An 18,545-nucleotide genomic window follows, 5' to 3' on the forward strand; every position below is an offset into this window, starting at 1 on the left:
GGCCGCGCCCCCCCCCAAGCCCCTTATCAGCGCCCTATCAATGCCCACATAGGCGCCGGGCGAGGTGCACTTTTTAGCTCACTGATAACGAAAGAATCGGTACATTAACGGGAAGGTTGATACCCTAAAAGGTATGGCTCCACGGACCACGAAGGGTCGTAACACGACCTCTACTAAAGCAAACACTAAAAAGACCACCCGCAAGCGCACCACCTCCCGAGGCGGCGCCCAGCGCGGGGCCAACACAGCGAACCCTGTAGCGGGCGCTATCTCCTCCGTCTGGCTGAGTATAGCTCACGCTATCGGTGGGCTCTTCCGCTCCATTGGTGTGGTGCGCACCGACCTTGCGCCCGAAGACCGCCGTGACGGTGGCGCGCTCACCATCCTGCTGTTTGGCATGATTAGCGCAGGGGTGGAGTGGTACAACTGGCGTTCCCATACCTCCCTCGGTTTGTTGCGAGCGCCGCTGGATGCCTGGCACACCATGCTGGGCGGTATTTTCGGTCAGGGTGCCCTGCTGATTCCGGTGTTCTGCCTTATCATGGCGTGGTGCATTTTCCGTGGACCTGACCTCATTAAACGTAATAACCGCGTGGCGGTGGGCTCCTTCATCATACTGGTGGCGACCTCCCTGTTCTTTGCCCGCCATGCGGGTCACCCGACCTTCGCGGATGGTTTTGACGCCGTCTGGGCTGGTGGAGGCGTGGCTGGCGTTCTGCTGGGCACCCCCATTGTGCGTGTGAGCGGCGGTATTGCGTTCGTTGAGATTCTGATTCATCTGCTGCTGGGTATTGCCGGTCTGATGGTTCTGACGAATACTCCGATTCGTCAGGTGGTGCCGCGTACCCTGCACATGGTCGGTCTGGCTCTGGGTGAGAAGCCCAACGGCACGACTCGAACCTCCGCGAAGGACAGCCCTTCGGATGCAACTCAGACCGTGAATCTGAACGCTGAGGAGCACGACCGTAGCTACCTGTACGAGGATGAGAAGCCGGCACGTACGGCTCCGAAGTCTGGCGGCCTGTTCGCTCGTCTGCGCGGTTGGTTGGGCATTGCTCCCGCTGCGTCGACGGATTCTTCCCTGGACGAGTACGCCGGTGATGAAGCATTCGTGAGCGCCGTGGTGGATGAGACTCACCCGGAGACCACGCAGATGCCGGTACAGCCCGTGGACTCTGCACAGGGATCCGCTCAGCAGGCGCGCCCGGCGGCTAAGCCGAACCGCCTGTCCCGTCTGCCGGGCCGCCTCAACCAGGCACCGGCTGCGCAGGGTACTTCTGCGCAGAACAGTGCGTATTCGAGCAGCCCGGACCTCTTCGATGTTGAGGCATCGGATGCACCCGCAGCCCGCCTGGACCAGGTGCAGCGTGCCGCCGTGGCGAATGGCCGCGTGAACCGTATTCCTGGCGAGGAGCCCCTCTTTGACGTTGAAGCATACGATGGCTTCGGCGCTTCTGAGGAAGCTGCACCGCAGACGAAGCACCACCAGGTAGTTAACTCTGCACAGCCTGCAGCACGGTCGGCGGCCCCGGTTTCTGCACCCCAGGCTCCTGTTGCCCCCGCGGCTCAGCCTCCGATTCCGACCCGCATGCACTCGCCGGGTGCGCATCCGAAGAACATGGCTCCCGCGGCTTCGCGAGCGCCTGAGGCTGGCGCATCCCGCCCGCTGCAGAACAATACTCAGGTGGCAACCACCGAGCAGGCGCGCGGCGAGCAGGTTGTGCAGTCCTCCCGCGGCACCTATGTGCTGCCCTCGGAGGAGTTACTGGTTGCTGGTCCTCCCGCCAAGGAATCTTCCGAGGTCAACGAGCATGTGGTTGAGGCTCTGACGAATGTGCTGGAGCAGTTCAAGGTGGATGCGCAGGTCACCGGCTTCTCGCGCGGCCCGACCGTGACCCGCTATGAGATTGAACTGGGTCCCGCCACGAAGGTGGAGCGTGTGACCGCGCTGAGCAAGAATATTGCGTACGCTGTGGCGAGCCCGGATGTTCGTATTCTGTCCCCGATTCCGGGTAAGTCTGCTATTGGTATTGAGATTCCGAATACGGACCGTGAGACCGTTGCGCTGGGTGACGTGCTGCGTTCCTCACAGGCTCATGCGAACCACCACCCGATGGTCATGGGTGTGGGTAAGGACGTTGAGGGCGGCTTCGTGCTGGCCAACCTCGCAAAGATGCCGCATATGCTGGTCGCTGGTGCGACCGGTGCCGGTAAGTCTTCGTTTGTGAACTCGATGATTACCTCGATTCTGATGCGTTCAACCCCGGACCAGGTGCGCCTGGTGATGGTCGACCCGAAGCGTGTGGAGCTCACCGCCTACGAGGGCATTCCGCATCTGATTACGCCCATCATTACGAACCCGAAGAAGGCAGCTGAGGCTCTTCAGTGGGTGGTTCGTGAGATGGACGCCCGCTACGATGACCTCGCCCATTACGGCTATAAGCACGTGGACGACTTCAATAAGGCGGTGCGTGAGGGTAAGGTTCAGCCCGATCCCGGTAGTAAGCGCACGGTGCACGAGTACCCGTACCTGCTGGTGATTGTTGACGAGCTCGCCGACCTGATGATGGTCGCTCCGCGTGACGTGGAAGAAGCGATTGTTCGTATTACGCAGCTGGCGCGTGCGGCGGGTATTCACCTGGTGCTGGCAACCCAGCGTCCGTCGGTGGATGTGGTGACCGGTCTGATTAAGGCGAACGTTCCGTCTCGTATGGCGTTTGCGACCTCCTCGGTGACGGACTCCCGCGTGGTGCTGGATCAGCCCGGCGCCGAGAAACTGATCGGTCAGGGTGACGCACTCTTCCTGCCGATGGGTGCCTCGAAGCCGATGCGTGTTCAGGGTGCGTGGGTGTCTGAGTCTGAGATTCACGCAGTGGTTGAGCACGTGAAGAAGCAGGCGCCGACCATCTACCGTGAGGACGTGATGGTCTCTGCCGCGAAGAAGCAGATTGATGAGGAAATTGGCGATGACCTCGACGATCTGTTACAGGCGGCGGAGATTGTGATTACGACCCAATTCGGTTCGACTTCGATGCTGCAGCGTAAGCTGCGCATGGGCTTCGCGAAGGCTGGCCGTATCATGGACCTGCTGGAATCGCAGGGCGTGGTGGGCCCCTCGGAGGGCTCGAAGGCACGTGAGGTGCTGATCCGCCCGGATGACCTGCAGGTGACCCTGGCACGTATTCGCGGTGAGGAGCCTCCGGCTGCCGACCCGTACGCGAATGCGGTGGACCCGGGTGAAGCGGTCACCGACTATTTCGATGAGCCCGATGATGAGGGTTCAGAGGACGCCTGGCAGCTGACTGGCCGCTAGTCCTCCAGCGCCCTGCCCACTCAGCTGAGTGAACCCGCGACATGCACCCCGCATTGTCCCCGTGATGTCTGCTACGGCACACTTATAATGGATGGTACGGGGTGTTTGCGTATCCCCGATACGTTTAGGTGTCGGCGCGTACGCGGTCTCTCACCGTCGAAAGCGATCTACCCGTAAGGAGCCGTTATGAGTGAAGCTCGCAATTCCGCACCCGCAGGTGCGGTCAGCGCAGCGAAGCCTTCGAACTGGAATGTGCCGAATGTGTTGACGGTTCTGCGTATTATTGCGGTTCCTTTCTTCATTGTTGCCCTGGTTACGGGTGGTACTTTTGGTGCCGCAGATTCGATGCACCGCTGGTTGGCGTGGATTATTTTCATTCTTGCCATGCTCACGGACTGGGCGGACGGCTATCTGGCGCGCTCGCGTAATCTGATTACGAGCTTCGGCAAGATTGCTGACCCGATTGCCGATAAGTTCCTCACCGGCGCGGCGTTTATTGTGCTGTCGACGCTGGGTGAGCTGTGGTGGTGGGTCACGATTGTGATTCTGCTGCGCGAGTGGGGCATTACAATCATGCGTCTGTTCATCATTAAGTACGGTGTGATGGCCGCTAGCAAGGGCGGCAAGATTAAGACCGTGCTACAGACGGTGGCGCTGGTGCTGATGCTTCTGCCGCTGGGTCAGCTGGGTCTTGGGTGGCTGATTCCTGGTTGGGTTCTGATGGGCGCGGTCACTGCGATTACCGTGTGGACCGGCCTGGTGTATGTGCGTGATGCGTATATTTTGCGTCGTAACTGGTTGCAGGCTCAGGCCTCCCAGGGCGGCGGTCATTAGAGGCGAGGGGGGAGTGGCGTGTGCTGCTCCCCTTCGTTGTACCTGCGGTGCGTTGTGTGCCGCGTGAGGTTTTGGTCGGCGGTTCGCCGCTGAAAGGAGAGAATAATGGTTCCCCTCATACTTGAAGATGCTCCGTCCCTTGATCCTGCTGAGGTTTTCTCCGGTACCCCGGAGGCGGCGGCTCTGCTGCTCCGTGATGCGGTGCGGTTGCGTGCCTCCCAGGAGGGGCCGGTGCTGGTGGCAACGGCTGAGTCGCTGACCGGCGGGGATGTGGGCGGCGCGATTTGTACAGTGCCGGGCGCATCCGCGTATTACCGTGGCGGAGTGATTTCCTATGCCTACGAGGTGAAGGCTCAGGTGTTGGGTGTGGATGCTCAGCTGCTGGCGCGTGAGGGGGCGGTGCATCCTGCGGTGGCGGTGCAGATGGCGGTCGGTACGGCGCGTGTGTGCGGTGCTGATTATGCGGTGTCGACCACGGGTGTTGCCGGTCCTGATCCTGCGGATGGTCAGCCGGTGGGTACGGTCTATATTGGGGTGCGTTCCCCGGGTGGTTCTGAGGTGTTTGAGCGGCACTATTCGGGGGATCGGGCGCAGATTCGTGAGGCGGCGAGCGCGGATGCGATTGCTCTGCTGGCGCGTGCGGTGCGCGGTGGTGCTGGTGGGGGTTCTGGAGAATGAGCTGGCGTAGCGACTCGGCTAGACTGTGCTGTGCTGTGCTGTGTGGCGCCTGGAATGGCTGTGTAATCATCTGTGCAGCGCCTACCTGAGAAAAAATTTTACGGTTCAAATATATTCACAGGGTTCTTTCAGCTCTGCAGGAATAAAGGCATAGGTTCGTCTGTTTGAATAGATACAAGCCGTAAGAAGAAGACGAAAGTGGCGGGGCACCTAGCTCACGCTCCAAAAATCAGTTAGGCTTATTCTGTACAGTCCCGCGCGTCGGGAATACCTACTCAGGAAAGTGATATAGAAGCTCATGGCTAAGCAGCGTGTATCGATTAATGGCATTACTAAGTGGAAGGAAATCGAGGAGACCCCCCGACAGGTCGCCCCGGTCGTTGAGGAAGCTAAGGTTGTTCCCCTGCGACAGGCAATCGGTGAGGTTCTTCGCGATGTTCGCCAGCGTCAGGGTCGCACCCTGCGCGAGGTTTCCCAGCGTGCCCGTGTTTCCCTCGGTTACCTGAGCGAAGTTGAGCGCGGTCAGAAGGAAGCTTCCTCCGAACTGCTGGCATGGATTTGCCAGGCTCTGGACATTCCGATGTCCCAGATGTTGCGTGAGGTTGCCGACCGTATGGCAGTTCTCGAGGGTGTTCAGATTCCGGATACTGTTCCGGCTGAGATGTCTGAGCAGTACAAGAGCGATTACTACATTCTCTCGAAGTAACGCAAGGCGGCACATGCCGCGCTAAATGTGAAGCGATGCCGTGCATCCCCGTAAGGTGGTGTGCGGCATCGCTTATTCTCAGTTTATTCTCGGGCGATGTGACGAATTATGAAGCAAACTAGCGGTGAAGAGGAAGGAGCGCTTGTGAAGCTGAGCGAATTTTGGGTGTGCATGGAGTATGAGTTCGGTGCCGGGTATGCTCCGGTGCTGGCGCGTGACTTGGTGCTGGGGTCGTTGGGTCATGTGACCGCTGCGGAGGCGCTGGATCAGGGCGTTAACCCGAAGGATGTGTGGCTTGCGATTTGTGAGGAGCAGGAGATTCCGCAGGAACGCCGCCTGGGTCCCGATAAGGAGCCGTTGCGCTAGGTAGTGAGCCTGGCGTGTTCTAGCGCCTGTGCGGTGCCTACCAGCTGTTCCCTGGCAATTGTTCGAGTGCTGGCGCCTGTGCGGGAAGTATTTTCGAATAATTAGCCGAGAATCCGGGTTTTTCGAAAATATATGCCGAAACCCTATCCGATTTATTCGAAACCGGGTCGTAATTTTGTTCGACTCATGGTAGACTTTTCCACATCAGGAATTTTTTGGAAAAGTCTTCAAAGTTTTCCACAGATTTTAAAAAATGGCCTTATCCTGTCAGGCTGTGACCCTAGAGTAGTCTCAGAAGGAACCGGTAGGCCAAAACCTTCAAGGTCTCGATTACGAGTCCCACCGATTCCGAAGAAACATTACTCCCGTCAACCACTGACAACACAAAGAACGAGGTACTACCGTGGCTAAGAACACCAAGTCTCAGAGCGTAGCTCGCGTTCCCGAAGAGGGTCGCGCCAAGGCACTTGAAGCCGTGATGGCACAGATCGATAAGAATTACGGCAAGGGCGCGGTCATGCGCTTGGGTGATAAGGAAATCACCAAGACTGAGGTGATCTCCACCGGCGCTATCGCTCTGGATGCAGCTCTGGGTATTGGCGGCCTGCCCCGTGGCCGCGTCATCGAGATTTACGGTCCCGAGTCCTCTGGTAAGACCACCGTTGCACTGCACGCTGTAGCGAACGTTCAGAAGGCAGGCGGCGTGGCGGCGTTCATCGACGCCGAGCACGCACTGGATCCGATCTACGCGGCTAAGCTGGGTGTGGACATCGACCAGCTGCTGGTCTCTCAGCCCGACACCGGCGAGCAGGCACTGGAGATCATGGACATGCTGGTTGGTTCCGGCGCCGTTGATATCGTGGTCGTCGACTCCGTTGCAGCACTGGTACCCCGCGCCGAAATTGAAGGTGACATGGGTGACTCCCACGTGGGCCTGCAGGCTCGCCTCATGAGCCAGGCTCTGCGTAAGATTACCGGCCGCCTCTCCGCAACCGGCACCACCGCAATCTTCATCAACCAGCTGCGTGAGAAGATTGGTGTCTTCTTCGGCTCTCCCGAAACCACCACCGGTGGTAAGGCACTGAAGTTCTACGCTTCGGTCCGTATCGACATCCGCCGCATTGAGACCCTCAAGGACGGCGCTAACCCGATCGGTAACCGCACCCGCGCCAAGATTGTGAAGAATAAGATGGCTCCGCCCTTCAAGCAGGCTGAGTTCGACATCCTCTACGGTGAGGGCATCTCCGTTGAGGGCGGCATCCTGGACCTGGCGGTGGAGAACGACATCGTCAAGAAGTCCGGCGCATGGTTCACCTACGATGGTGAGCAGCTGGGTCAGGGCCGTGAGAACGTTCGTAAGCTGCTCAAGGACAACCCCGAGCTCACCGAGGAACTGCAGTACAAGGTTCTGGTGAAGCTGGGCATCATTGAGGAAGAAGCTGAAGAGCAGGCAGTTGCTTCTGAATCCGAGGGTAACGACCCGCTGGACGAGCTGGCTGAGGACTTCTAAACCGGCCCGCGTAGCTTCTTGCTAACGCCACGACTGATTGCCGTGTGCTGTGCATTCCGCACGGTGCACGGCAATCTGTCGTTAACGGAGAGTGCTTTAAAGAGAGTATCGGGGGTGCCGAGACAGCGCCTCGTTACAATGGGGGAGCGCCGTATAGTCTGGTGCACGGGTCAACAGTGACCCGTCAATAAACGATCCAATACAGGGGAGAGGAGGAACTGAGCATGACGGAACAGCACGGTCATGAAGAGCACGAGCAAAACAGCGCGCGTGACGACGATGCCGGTTTTGCGGCGCTGGATGGGACCGAACCGCACTTCGGTTCCTCGGCTCTGGAAGGTTCAGCCTTCCAAGACTCTGCATTCTCTGCGTCTGTTTCCTTTGAGACCGCTATTTCCTTTGAACCGGCAGCCCCGCCTGTTGAGGTAGGCGGCTTCGAAGCGCTCAATTTTGAGGCGCCTACCGCCCTGGCGGAGCCCACCCTCAGCTGGGAGGCGCCTCCTGCTGTTACGCTTCCTGCTGTCGGAGAGCTCCCGTATCAGGATGAACCCCCGTACCCTGACGAGCCTCCTTATGAGGTTGAACCTCAGTATCCGGCAGAGCCTAAGTATGTAGGGGAATACTGGGTATCCTCGGACGAAGCAGCACCCGCAGAAGCGATAGCGGAGAAGCTTGAGGGTCAAGAACCTTCACCCCAAAAAACCAAGCCGAAAGCGCGGCAGGCTGAAAAGCCCGCGCCCAAGAAGAAGTTAGCGGCTAAGAAGAAACCAGCGGCCACAGAAAACGCATCCAAAAAGTGGGCGCGGAACAGGGTCGCGGATTCGGTAGCCGCTGAGGAGTTCCCGGACTGGCACCCCGCCGCGCACGGCTTTGTTGAAGAAAGCATCGCCCGCGATAACGGCGGCGACTACGCGGGGGAGTTCCGCGTACCCGAGCTGCTCCTGAAAGCTGCGCCCGCCAACTTTAAAGATGGCAGTTCCGAAGAAAGTAGCGAGCCCCCGCGTCGTAGCCTGCTCGTTGACCCGAACCTGCCCGCCGTCTCCATTGACGAAGCGCCCGTTCGTGCCTTCACCCCCGGCGGTGCCGAGCCGCGCCCCATGGCGGCTGGCCGTATGAGTCGAGCCGGTGCCGCCTCCATCGGGTCGGGGCTCACCGCCGAAGAAAAGGAAGAGATTGAGCGGCAAGCAGCTCAGCGGGATAAGCAGAAGAAACGCAAGTCTTCGCGTGCCTCCAAGAACACAGACTACAAGCGTGGGTTCCGTCGTATGAGCGCGGCGCAGGAAGAGAAAATGCGGAGCCGTTCGCCCTACGCGCCCGCCTTCGGAGCTCGCAGTGACGATGAGGAAACCCGCAAGAGTCCAACGGGCCGCAGCTCGGGGAGCAACCTATTCAGGGAGGGAAGCAGCTTGAACGAAGAACTCACCCCGGCTGAAGAAGCACTCATTCGCGGCATTGCTGAGGAAGAGGCGCAGGGCGTTGGTACCGGAAAGAGCCGTGCCGCTTCGGCGGGTTCCCCAAAGAGCGGTTCTCGAGTTCGGGGCTTCCAACCGGGCGGCTCTCAGGTAGGACATGCTTCCTCACCGTCGGAAAGCAATGTGCCTTCCTGGAAGCAGAAGGTGCGTGCCGCCCGCGCCGCGGAAGAAACAGACCCCTACACGCGCGCTAAAACCATCGTGTACAACCAGCTGGCGTACTCGGCAAAAACCCGAGGTCAGCTGCGTAAGAAGTTGCAGGCAGAAGGCTTCGAGGCGGAGCTCATTGAGCCGCTGCTCGATAAGTTTGAGGCGGCACAACTCATTGACGACGCCGAATACGCCCAAATGTTTGTGGCACAGAAGAGCCGCACCAAGAAGCTCTCCCGCGCCGCGCTGCGTCGTGAGCTCGCTGAACGCGGGGTGCGCGGTGAAGAGGCAGAGAACGCACTGGCTCAGCGCACCGACGAGCAGGAACGTGAGGACGCCGCCGAGCTGGTGCGTAAGAAGCTGCGCCCCGGTATGGACCTGAGCGACCGTGCCGAAAAGGATAAGGTGACCCGCCGACTACTGGGGATGCTGGCTCGCCGCGGGTACTCCTCCTCGGTGTCGATGTCGGTGATTCGTGAGGAACTTGCCGACTACGGTGCGGATGACGAGCTCTGGTAGTTGGCGGATCTGGTCTAGGATGAGTAGGTCGCTCCGTCTAAGGCTTCCATCAATGAGTTAAAAGGGTGAGTCCGCTACAGACATACTCTGTAGCGGGCTCACCCTTATGTTTTTGAGCTTTATAAAATACCTTGTCGAAGGCTATATTCGCTGTTTACTTGAGCGCTCCCAGATGGTCCGCGAACTCGGCGAGGGTTGCCTCCTGAGAACCAGCGATTTCCAGCAGCAGGCGCATCAGTTGCGCACCCTCACGGCGAATACGAGGTAACAAGCCGGAGCGTGCCGAAGAAGAGTACAGTTCCAGTAGAGCGCACACGGTTACCGCCGTGCACACCGCCAAATCCTCCGCCAGGTGCTCATCCAGTGGGGCGTCCTCGAACAGCGCAGAGTACAGCGCCGGCAGCGCCTTCTTACGATCCACCCGGTAGCGCGGGTACTCCGGTGAGGATGGGAAGCCCAGCATCGCCTCAACGAAGGGGAAGCCGCGGTGGTGCAGGCAGGTGCCCTCCGCATCGACCATGCGCACCTGCGTCCCGTCCGCCGAGCCAATCAGCACGTTCTGCGGCGAAAAATCGCCCGAAGAGAGCATATAGACCTTGCCGCGGTTGAGCTTGAACTGCTCGGGTACCGGCGGACGCTTGGTAAAGAAGGGCTGCAGAACGCGGCGGAAACGGAAGGACAGCTCCTCAACAGCGGCGGGAAGAACGGGTGCGTCCTCATGCTCGGCAGAGCTGGAATCCGTGCTGTCAGCATCGGGCTCGGGGGAGCGTGCCTCATCAGCCACACCGTACAGCTTCTTCAACCCGCGCTCAGCTAAACCCGGTGAGGCAATAGCTCCCGGGAAGTGTGCCTTGCGATCGGCACGTGCTAGGTTCAGGCGATATTCCTCCACCGCCTCACCCATAATGCCGCTGGCGGCAAGGGCACGGTACGCCTCAATGTAGTAGTTCAGTGCATCCAGTGCCTGCTGTTCGGTGCCCTCCAGCAGGGCGTGGGCGACCGAATACTGCTCGCCCTCAACGGTTCCGGCGCTCACATCCTCCAGAGCCAGCACACGCAGCTCAGGATCCGCGCCGTAGAGCTGCGGGAACAGGCCCGGAACCTGCAGGTTCAGTGCCTCCAAACCGTAACGCTCACGCAGGTACCCGAAACCGCCCGCGTTCACCGTCGAATCCTTACGGCGGTAACGCTTCACAATAATCGAGGTCGGCAAAGACTCCGCAGACTCGGCTGCAGGCTTATACGCCACACACACCACAACGGAACGCATGCCGGTGCCTAGAATCTGCACACGCTCAACCGTGCGGGCAGCCACCTGCTCCAAAGAATGCGCCCAGCTGAGCAGCTGCATCAGGTTCTGACGCATCGAGACAGAATCAGCGCTCGCCTGAGGCGGCACCGGGGAGTAGGCGGCAATCGCCTCCTCAATGAGGGCGCTCAGGAGCTCCCCGTCAGGGGCGGGAGCGGAAGAATCGTTCGGTGACAGAGCCGGAAAGTTACTACTAAGGGAAACCTGCATAGAGCCATTATCCCCCATCGGATACCCTATAGGGCATGACTTCGACCCTCAGCGATTCCGCCCAGATCCCCGAAACCAGCCCCCGCACCTACGAAGTGCGCACTTTCGGCTGCCAGATGAACGTGCACGACTCCGAACGAATGTCCGGCCTGCTGGAGGCTAACGGCTACGTTCGCGCGGAGGAAGGCACCCAGCCCGACCTGGTTGTTTTCAACACCTGCGCGGTCCGCGAAAATGCTTCCAACCGCCTGTACGGTCATCTTGGCCAGCTCGCACCGGTCAAGCGTAGTCACCAGGGCATGCAGATTGCTGTGGGCGGCTGTCTGGCGCAGAAGGACCAGGACGCCATCATTGAGAAGGCACCCTGGGTTGACGTCGTGTTCGGTACTCACAACATTGGCTCCCTGCCGGCGTTGCTGGAGCGCGCCCGCCACAACCACGAGGCGCAGGCAGAACTGCTCGAATCCCTCGAAGTTTTCCCCTCCACCCTGCCCACTAAGCGCGATCACGTGTACTCCGGCTGGGTGTCCATCTCCGTTGGCTGTAATAACACCTGCACCTTCTGTATCGTGCCGTCCCTGCGCGGTAAGGAAAAGGACCGCCGCCCCGGCGACATTCTCGCAGAAGTTCAGGCGTTGGTCGATGACGGCGCTATTGAGGTGACCCTGCTCGGCCAGAATGTAAACTCCTACGGCGTGGAGTTCGGCGACCGCCAGGCATTCTCCAAGCTGCTGCGTGCCTGCGGTGAGATTGAGGGCCTGGAGCGTGTACGCTTCACCTCCCCCCACCCGGCAATGTTCACCGACGACGTGATTGACGCGATGGCGGAGACCCCAAACGTCATGCCCGTGCTGCACATGCCGCTGCAGTCCGGCTCCGACAAGGTGCTCAAGGATATGCGCCGCTCCTACCGTTCCAAGAAGTTCCTGAATATTCTGGACAAGGTGCGTGAGCGCATCCCGAACGCCGTGATTACCACCGATATCATTGTGGGCTTCCCCGGCGAGACGGAAGAGGACTTCCAGGACACTTTGAAGGTTGTGGAGCAGGCTCGTTTCTCCTCCGCATTCACCTTCCAGTACTCGATCCGCCCCGGCACCCCGGCGGCGACCATGGAGAACCAGATTCCGAAGGAGGTCGTGCAGGAACGCTACGAGCGTCTGATTGCCCTGCAGGACCGTATCGCCGGTGAAGAGAACCGCAAGCAGCTCGGTAAGACCGTTGAGCTGATGGTCGTTGCGGAGGCTGGTCGTAAGGCTGACCAGACTCACCGTCTCTCCGGTCGTGGCCCGGACCAGCGCCTCGTGCACTTTTCGGTGCCCGAGGGTTGCGAGACTCCACGCCCCGGTGACATGGTCACCGTACCGATTACCGAGGCTGGTTCCTTCCACCTGATTTCTGACCCGACCGCCGAGCAGTACCAGCTGCGCCGCACCCGCGCCGGTGACGCGTGGGACCGCTCCCAGGCTGACTCTTGCGGTACCGGCACCACCCAGGTGCCCGGTGCGCCGGTGGGTCTGGGCATGCCGACCATCGGTCTGCGCCCCTAAAACCTATAACGAATCATGGGCCCTGTTCTTCGGGCTCTTGCCACCACCGCAAGTGGGGGTGAGGGAACCGGTAGAATGGGGCGCATGACTATCTCCGAAACTCTGCCCGTTATCGCTATTGTGGGCCCGACCGGCACCGGTAAGAGCGCGCTCGCCATTGAGCTGGCTCTGCGCCTGAATGGTGAGTGCATTAACGCTGATTCTATGCAGTTCTATCGGGGCATGGATATTGGTACCGCGAAGGTTACCGCGGAGGAGATGCGCGGCGTTCCGCACCACCTGCTGGACATTATGGATGTGCGGGATGAGGCATCCGTGGCGGAGTTTCAGGAGCGTAGCCGTGAGCTGATTGAGCAGATCCGCGGCCGTGGCCGCTACCCGATTCTGGTGGGTGGTTCCGGTCTGTATGTGCGTGCAGCCCTGGATAGGTTGGAGTTCCCCGGCACGGATGCGCGGGTGCGTGAGCGTCTGGAGGAGCAGGCGCGTACCGAGGGTATTGGTGTTCTGCACGCCCGCCTGGCGGAGGTTGATCCGGAGTCGGCTGCGCGCGTGAAGGATGAGCGCCGCATTATTCGTGCCCTGGAGGTGTTCGAGGTGACGGGTCGCCCGTTCTCGGCGTTCATGCCGGTGCGCGAGTACGTGACGGAGAGTATTCAGATTGGTCTGGATATGGATCGTGCCCTGCTGCACGAGCGTCTGCACCGCCGTGTGGAGCTGATGCACGAGCAGGGTCTGCTCGATGAGATTCGTACCCTGAACGAGCAGGGACTGCAGGAGGGTAAGACTGCCTCCCGCGCGATTGGTTACGCGCAGTTCGCTCGCGCCCTTGAGGATGCGGACTACAGCGTGGAGCAGGCGATTGAAGATACGACCATTGCGACTCGCCAGTTTGCGCGCCGCCAGCTGACCTGGTTCCGTGCGGACCCGCGCGTGCACTGGCTGGATGCGCTCTCACCCACCCTTGCAGATGAGGCGTTGGCTACAATTTTGCAAAAATAAGCAAATGGACGTACTAAAGCTGGGAAATTGAGGTTACTCTAGGGACATATTGAACTCAACTATAGAGGAAATATGTAACTCACATCACATGCGAAAAATTCTGCCACTCTGTCCGCGGCAGAATCCACTCCGCGTTCCCTCTACGATGCCATTCTGGGCGGAACGAATTCACTGAACTTTCTTCGCCTATCATTGGCCTCGTTAGTTATCGTGGCCCATGCTGCCCCTCTTGTCGGTTTTAACGCTGGAATTCTCGGAATTCCTGTTCCCGAACATATCGGCACTTTGGGTGAATGGGCTGTGAACATGTTCTTTTGCATCTCAGGATTCCTGATTGCTCATAGCGCGCAACGGGGTACTATTTCCGGCTATGTTAAGCGTCGTGCCCTAAGAATTTTCCCCGGCTACTGGGTATCTATCCTGTTTGTTGTCTTCCTGTGTGCACCGATTGCTGTAGCCACCGGACACACGGCAGAGCCCTATTCACTGAAGGGCGCAGGCGGATACATAGCGCGCAATTTTGACCTTTTCAATCTGCAATACCCCCTTTTTGGTGGTCCCATTGGCATCCCTTTCACCCACGCATGGAATGGGTCAGCCTGGACCCTGGGTTTTGAATTCCTTGCTTATCTAGCGCTTATCCCGATTTTCTACATTGGGTTTATTCGTAAGAATGCAAAATGGCTGGTTCCTGTTATCTATGCTGGGCTATTTTTCGGGCACCAGATTTTTGAACTGATGGGGCGTGAACCTAATCGTTTTGTAGAGCATATTCTTCGCCTGCATCCTTACTTTTTCGCAGGTGTCATTCTCTACATGTGGGGTAAGCGTATTCGCTATAACGCTACTGTGGCTATTGTGGTCACGATTCTAGGATTTGCTCTGCAATGGTTTGCACCTGGTATTGCCCAGTACATGCACCTGCCCGTGGCTTACGGAATCCTGGCTCTCAGCGCTGCGATTAAGACCGACCTGTGCCGACATAACGATATTTCGTATGGCGTGTACATCTACGCGTTCCCGGTGCAGATTCTGTTGACAATTTTCGGTAGTGCATCGCTGGGCTGGGTTCTGAACGCCATCATCACTTTTGCTATCACCGTTGGTCTGGCGTGGCTGTCTTGGCTGTATGTTGAGAAACCTGCGTTGGCTTTGAAGGATCGCAAGCTTCTGCGCATTCGTCGCGATCGTCCCACAGACACCGTAGCGGCATCTTCATAAACCGGTAAAGTATCCCGCCTATTTCTGCGGCTTTCGGTAATCTTGACGAACTCATCAAGTGAACCGGGAGCCGCAGAAGTATTTCCGAGGAAGAATGCCTGGTTCACCATCTGGCGCGGTAAAATCATAAACGGATAGGTCACCAACCTTAAGGACAGCATATGAGCGAGAACCCTTCCATCTGGGGCGAGCTGGCAGGCCTGACCCTCACTAAGGGTCACGGCACCGGTAACGACTTCATCTTTCTGACGGACGAGAACGCAGAAATTGCCCTCACCCCCGAGCTGGTAGCCCGCGCCTGCGACCGACACTTCGGCATTGGCGCGGACGGCTTCATTCGTGCTGCCCGCAGCACCGCCTCCCGAGCGGGTCAGAAGCTGCTCGAGGAGCACCCGGACGCTGTCTGGTTTATGGACTATCGCAACGGTGACGGCTCTATCGCTGAAATGTGCGGCAACGGTGTGCGCGCGTTCGTGGAGTACCTGCGCACTGAGGGCCTGATTGAGCTTGAGGTGGGCGAGACCGTCAAGATCGGTACCCGTGCCGGCGTGAAGACTGTGGCGCGCACCGAAGAGGGTTACGCGATTGATATGGGTCCGTGGAGCTTCATCCACGGTGAGGCTGCCCGCGAGGGTGGCGAGGACTGCCTGGTGTCTGCTCGTGGCCTGAAGACTCCGCGTGCTGGTCTGTCCATTTCGATGGGTAACCCGCACACCGTGGTGATGCTCGGCTCCGACGGTAAGCTGGACGGCCTGGACCTTCATAGCCTGCCTCAGGTGAGCCCCGCCCCGGTCAATGGCACGAACGTTGAGTTTGTGGTGCCGGTCGACCTGGATGTTGAGAGCGGCGCGCATGTGGGTGCTATCCGTATGCGTGTGCACGAACGCGGCGTGGGCGAGACTCTGTCCTGCGGTACCGGCGCGTGTGCGGCTGCTGCTGCGACCCGTTTCTGGGGCGGCGAGGAAGCACCGGATGAGTGGCTGGTGCATGTGCCCGGCGGTACCCTCGCGGTGACTTTCGTGCTGGGCCCGGACGACCTGGAGCATGTTGTTCTGGCTGGTCCGGCGCAGATGGTTTCGACCGTCGTGCTGCGATAGTCGGTTCCAATAGCGAACAGTCCTAGACCAGAGATTTTATAGAGAAAAACGGCGGGTGTTTTCTGAATTTATCGTCAGAAAACACCCGCCGCTTTTATATTTTTAAGCCATGAACGCCAGAGGTTTTAGTCCTCGTAGCGGTGCACCTGCAGAATACGGAAGCCCTTCGAGGTCGCATAGCGCGACACCTCAAACTCGCCGGGGCGCAGCTCCTCAAGCTGCGCGTCCATCCACTTCTGCAAAGAATCGGAGCCCAGGTTCTTCTGAACCACCAGGTAGGCGTCACCACCGGATGCTAGGCGAGGCAGCCAGGTCAGCAGGATCTCGTGCAGAACCTCCTTGCCCACGCGAATTGGCGGGTTTGACCAGATGGTGTCAAAACGCAGTTCGGGGTCAACCGACTCGGGGGTTCCGACGGTGACGTTGGACAGGCCGAGAGCGGCGGCGTTGCGTTCGGTCAGGCTAATGGAGCGGGAGTTCACATCCACCGCGTGCACCTGCGCCTGCGGTGCGAGCATCGCCAGGGTCAGGGTAATGGGGCCCCAACCGCAGCCGATGTCGAGCATGCGTTCGCCCTGCGGGTCGGGTGCTTCCTGCAGCAAAATAGCGGTGCCCTTATCAATGCCGGAGGGGCTGAAAATGCCGTTAGCTGTGGTGACGGTGACCTTGCGGCCGGCAAGCTCCACCTGCACGGGGCGGGGCTTGAATTCGGTCTCGGGGGTTTCAGAGAAATAATGCTGCTCGCTCATGCTATCCAGTGTACCGGTAGGGCAAGAACCCGCCGCACATGGGCAGAGAATGCACGGGGCAGGTCAGCAGCTTGCACGCCCTGAGCGCACAGGCGACCAAACCCCCTACCTGATGCGGGCAACGGCGGTAGAATTATAGTCGTATGAATTCTAAGAACACCCCCGTATCTGATACCGAAAAGCTGCCCAGCGATGAGCAGTTGCGCCGCACCGTAGACCGCGTTCTGGGCCGCTCCCAGGCCGCCGCCTCCGTCACGACGTATGACGCCGCCGGTACCGCGCATCACAGCGATAACTCTTCCATCACTCACGGCAACAATAGCCGCCGTGTGCTGGATACTCGCGCGCGCGAAATTTCTGACGTTCAGCGCGAACACTCCGAATATGACGGTGACCAGGAAGATCTCGCTGAGCGCCGCGCACTGCGCCGTATCGCGAACCTCTCCACCGAACTTGAAGACGTCACCGAGGTCGAGTACCGCCAGCTGCGCCTGGAGCGCGTGGTGCTGGCTGGCCTGTGGACTGAAGGCACCGTAGAGGACGCAGAGAACTCCCTGCGTGAGCTCGCGGCACTGGCTGAAACCGCAGGTTCTGAGGTTCTGGACGGCCTGGTTCAGCGCCGCCTCAAGCCGGACCCCGGCACCTTCCTCGGCTCCGGTAAGGCGCTGGAACTCAAGGACATTGTCGAGGCGACCGGCGCCGACACCGTCATTGTCGACTCCGAACTGGCTCCCTCGCAGCGTCGTGCCCTCGAAGACATTGTGAAGGTCAAGGTCATTGACCGTACCGCCCTGATTCTCGATATTTTCGCTCAGCACGCCAAGTCCCGAGAGGGTAAGGCGCAGGTTGAGCTGGCACAGCTGGAGTACATGTTGCCGCGTCTGCGTGGTTGGGGTGCCTCCCTGTCCCGTCAGGCGGGTGGCCGTGCCGCAGCCGGTGAGGGTATCGGTTCGCGTGGTCCCGGTGAAACCAAGATCGAGATGGACCGCCGCCGCCTGCGCGCTCGCATGGCGAAGCTTAAGCGTGAGATTGCTGCGATGGCGCCGGCGCGTGAAACGAAGCGTCTGAACCGTCGCCGTAACCGTGTGCCTTCGGTTGCTATTGCCGGGTACACGAATGCGGGTAAGTCCTCCCTGCTAAACCGTCTGACCGATGCCGGCGTGCTCGTGGAGAACGCCCTGTTTGCGACTCTGGACCCGACCGTCCGTAAGGCTCAGACCCCGGACGGTATCGGCTACACCCTCTCTGACACGGTGGGTTTCGTGCGTTCGCTGCCGACCCAGCTGGTGGAGGCGTTCCGCTCCACCCTGGAAGAGGTCGCTGACGCTGACGTTATCCTACACGTGGTGGATGCTTCGCACCCGGACCCGGAGGGGCAGATTCGTGCTGTCCGCGAGGTCATCGCGGAGGTTGACGCCCGCCATATCCCCGAGATCATTGTGCTGAATAAAGCGGATGCCGCCGACCCGTTCGTGCTGGAGCGTATGCGTCAGCGCGAGCCGGAGCACGTGATTGTTTCGGCGCGTACCGGTGAGGGTATTGAGGAGCTGAAGCAGAAGATTGCGGACACCATTCCGCGCCCCTCCATTGAGGTGAAGCTGCTGATTCCGTACTCGCACGGTGAGATTATTTCGCGCCTGCACGAGTGGGACGCCGAAATTAAGAGCACCGATTTCGTATCGGACGGTACCTTCGTGGTTGCTCTGGTCCGTGAGGATGTCGCCTCCGAACTGTCCGAGTATGTGCTGGAAGGCGACCTGCTGGAGGTTCTGGAAGAGGAACTTGAGGAGGCGCACGCCCTGGCTGAAGCGACCGCTTCTGTTTCCGAGCAGTCTTCTACCTCCGAGGCTATCTAAGGGCGG

At 59.6% G+C, this 18,545-nt stretch carries 14 protein-coding genes; 12 read left to right on the plus strand and 2 right to left on the minus strand.

The window, feature by feature from the left end; all coding sequences use genetic code 11:
• The first annotated feature begins 133 nt into the window (after window positions 1–133).
• From QFX05_RS07715 to QFX05_RS07745, 7 genes are all read left to right on the plus strand, one after another.
• On the plus strand, window positions 134–3,313 hold the full coding sequence (locus QFX05_RS07715; RefSeq protein WP_279742149.1) for a DNA translocase FtsK: 3,180 nt from the start codon (window positions 134–136) through the stop codon (window positions 3,311–3,313).
• Between the two features lie 186 nt (window positions 3,314–3,499).
• The gene (pgsA, locus tag QFX05_RS07720) at window positions 3,500–4,147 is read left to right on the plus strand and encodes a CDP-diacylglycerol--glycerol-3-phosphate 3-phosphatidyltransferase (protein WP_279742150.1); all 648 of its coding nucleotides are present in this window, start codon (window positions 3,500–3,502) and stop codon (window positions 4,145–4,147) included.
• Window positions 4,148–4,252: 105 nt separating this feature from the next.
• Window positions 4,253–4,825, plus strand: coding sequence for a CinA family protein (locus tag QFX05_RS07725; RefSeq protein ID WP_279742151.1), 573 nt, complete (start codon window positions 4,253–4,255; stop codon window positions 4,823–4,825).
• 298 nt (window positions 4,826–5,123) lie between these two features.
• Entirely contained in the window at window positions 5,124–5,531 is a 408-nt protein-coding gene (locus QFX05_RS07730) for a helix-turn-helix domain-containing protein (protein WP_005507109.1), read from the plus strand.
• Between the two features lie 144 nt (window positions 5,532–5,675).
• Window positions 5,676–5,897, plus strand: coding sequence for a DUF3046 domain-containing protein (locus tag QFX05_RS07735; protein ID WP_279790897.1), 222 nt, complete (start codon window positions 5,676–5,678; stop codon window positions 5,895–5,897).
• A 403-nt stretch (window positions 5,898–6,300) separates the two neighbouring features.
• The gene (recA, locus tag QFX05_RS07740; RefSeq protein WP_279742153.1) at window positions 6,301–7,407 is read left to right on the plus strand and encodes a recombinase RecA; all 1,107 of its coding nucleotides are present in this window, start codon (window positions 6,301–6,303) and stop codon (window positions 7,405–7,407) included.
• A gap of 224 nt (window positions 7,408–7,631) precedes the next feature.
• Entirely contained in the window at window positions 7,632–9,548 is a 1,917-nt protein-coding gene (locus QFX05_RS07745) for a regulatory protein RecX (RefSeq protein WP_279742154.1), read from the plus strand.
• Window positions 9,549–9,702: 154 nt separating this feature from the next.
• Here QFX05_RS07745 and QFX05_RS07750 read toward each other — a convergent pair whose 3' ends face one another.
• Window positions 9,703–11,067 carry a hemin ABC transporter substrate-binding protein gene (locus QFX05_RS07750; RefSeq protein ID WP_279742155.1) on the minus strand — a complete coding sequence of 455 codons (1,365 nt, stop codon included), beginning with the start codon at window positions 11,065–11,067 and terminating at the stop codon, window positions 9,703–9,705.
• A 35-nt stretch (window positions 11,068–11,102) separates the two neighbouring features.
• Here QFX05_RS07750 and miaB point away from each other — a divergent pair, with 35 nt between their 5' ends.
• The 4 genes from miaB (at window position 11,103) to dapF (ending at window position 15,934) form a co-directional block, all read left to right on the plus strand.
• Window positions 11,103–12,617, plus strand: a complete 1,515-nt coding sequence (gene miaB / locus QFX05_RS07755) for a tRNA (N6-isopentenyl adenosine(37)-C2)-methylthiotransferase MiaB (RefSeq protein ID WP_279742156.1) — start codon at window positions 11,103–11,105, stop codon at window positions 12,615–12,617.
• An 84-nt stretch (window positions 12,618–12,701) separates the two neighbouring features.
• Window positions 12,702–13,616 carry a tRNA (adenosine(37)-N6)-dimethylallyltransferase MiaA gene (miaA, locus tag QFX05_RS07760; RefSeq protein ID WP_459550501.1) on the plus strand — a complete coding sequence of 305 codons (915 nt, stop codon included), beginning with the start codon at window positions 12,702–12,704 and terminating at the stop codon, window positions 13,614–13,616.
• Between the two features lie 171 nt (window positions 13,617–13,787).
• On the plus strand, window positions 13,788–14,837 hold the full coding sequence (locus QFX05_RS07765; protein ID WP_279742179.1) for an acyltransferase family protein: 1,050 nt from the start codon (window positions 13,788–13,790) through the stop codon (window positions 14,835–14,837).
• Between the two features lie 161 nt (window positions 14,838–14,998).
• On the plus strand, window positions 14,999–15,934 hold the full coding sequence (dapF, locus tag QFX05_RS07770; protein ID WP_254757506.1) for a diaminopimelate epimerase: 936 nt from the start codon (window positions 14,999–15,001) through the stop codon (window positions 15,932–15,934).
• A 125-nt stretch (window positions 15,935–16,059) separates the two neighbouring features.
• Here the strand turns inward: dapF and QFX05_RS07775 are convergent, their stop codons facing one another.
• Window positions 16,060–16,683 (minus strand): class I SAM-dependent methyltransferase, encoded by a 624-nt coding sequence (locus tag QFX05_RS07775; protein ID WP_279742158.1) that lies wholly within the window; start codon window positions 16,681–16,683, stop codon window positions 16,060–16,062.
• Window positions 16,684–16,826: 143 nt separating this feature from the next.
• On the opposite strand from QFX05_RS07775, the gene hflX reads away from it, so the two are divergent.
• Complete coding sequence (gene hflX / locus QFX05_RS07780) at window positions 16,827–18,539, plus strand: GTPase HflX (protein WP_279742159.1); 1,713 nt, start codon at window positions 16,827–16,829, stop codon at window positions 18,537–18,539.
• The last annotated feature ends 6 nt before the right edge of the window (window positions 18,540–18,545 follow it).

The organism is Rothia similimucilaginosa, assembly GCF_029850875.1.
GTDB lineage: Bacteria > Actinomycetota > Actinomycetes > Actinomycetales > Micrococcaceae > Rothia.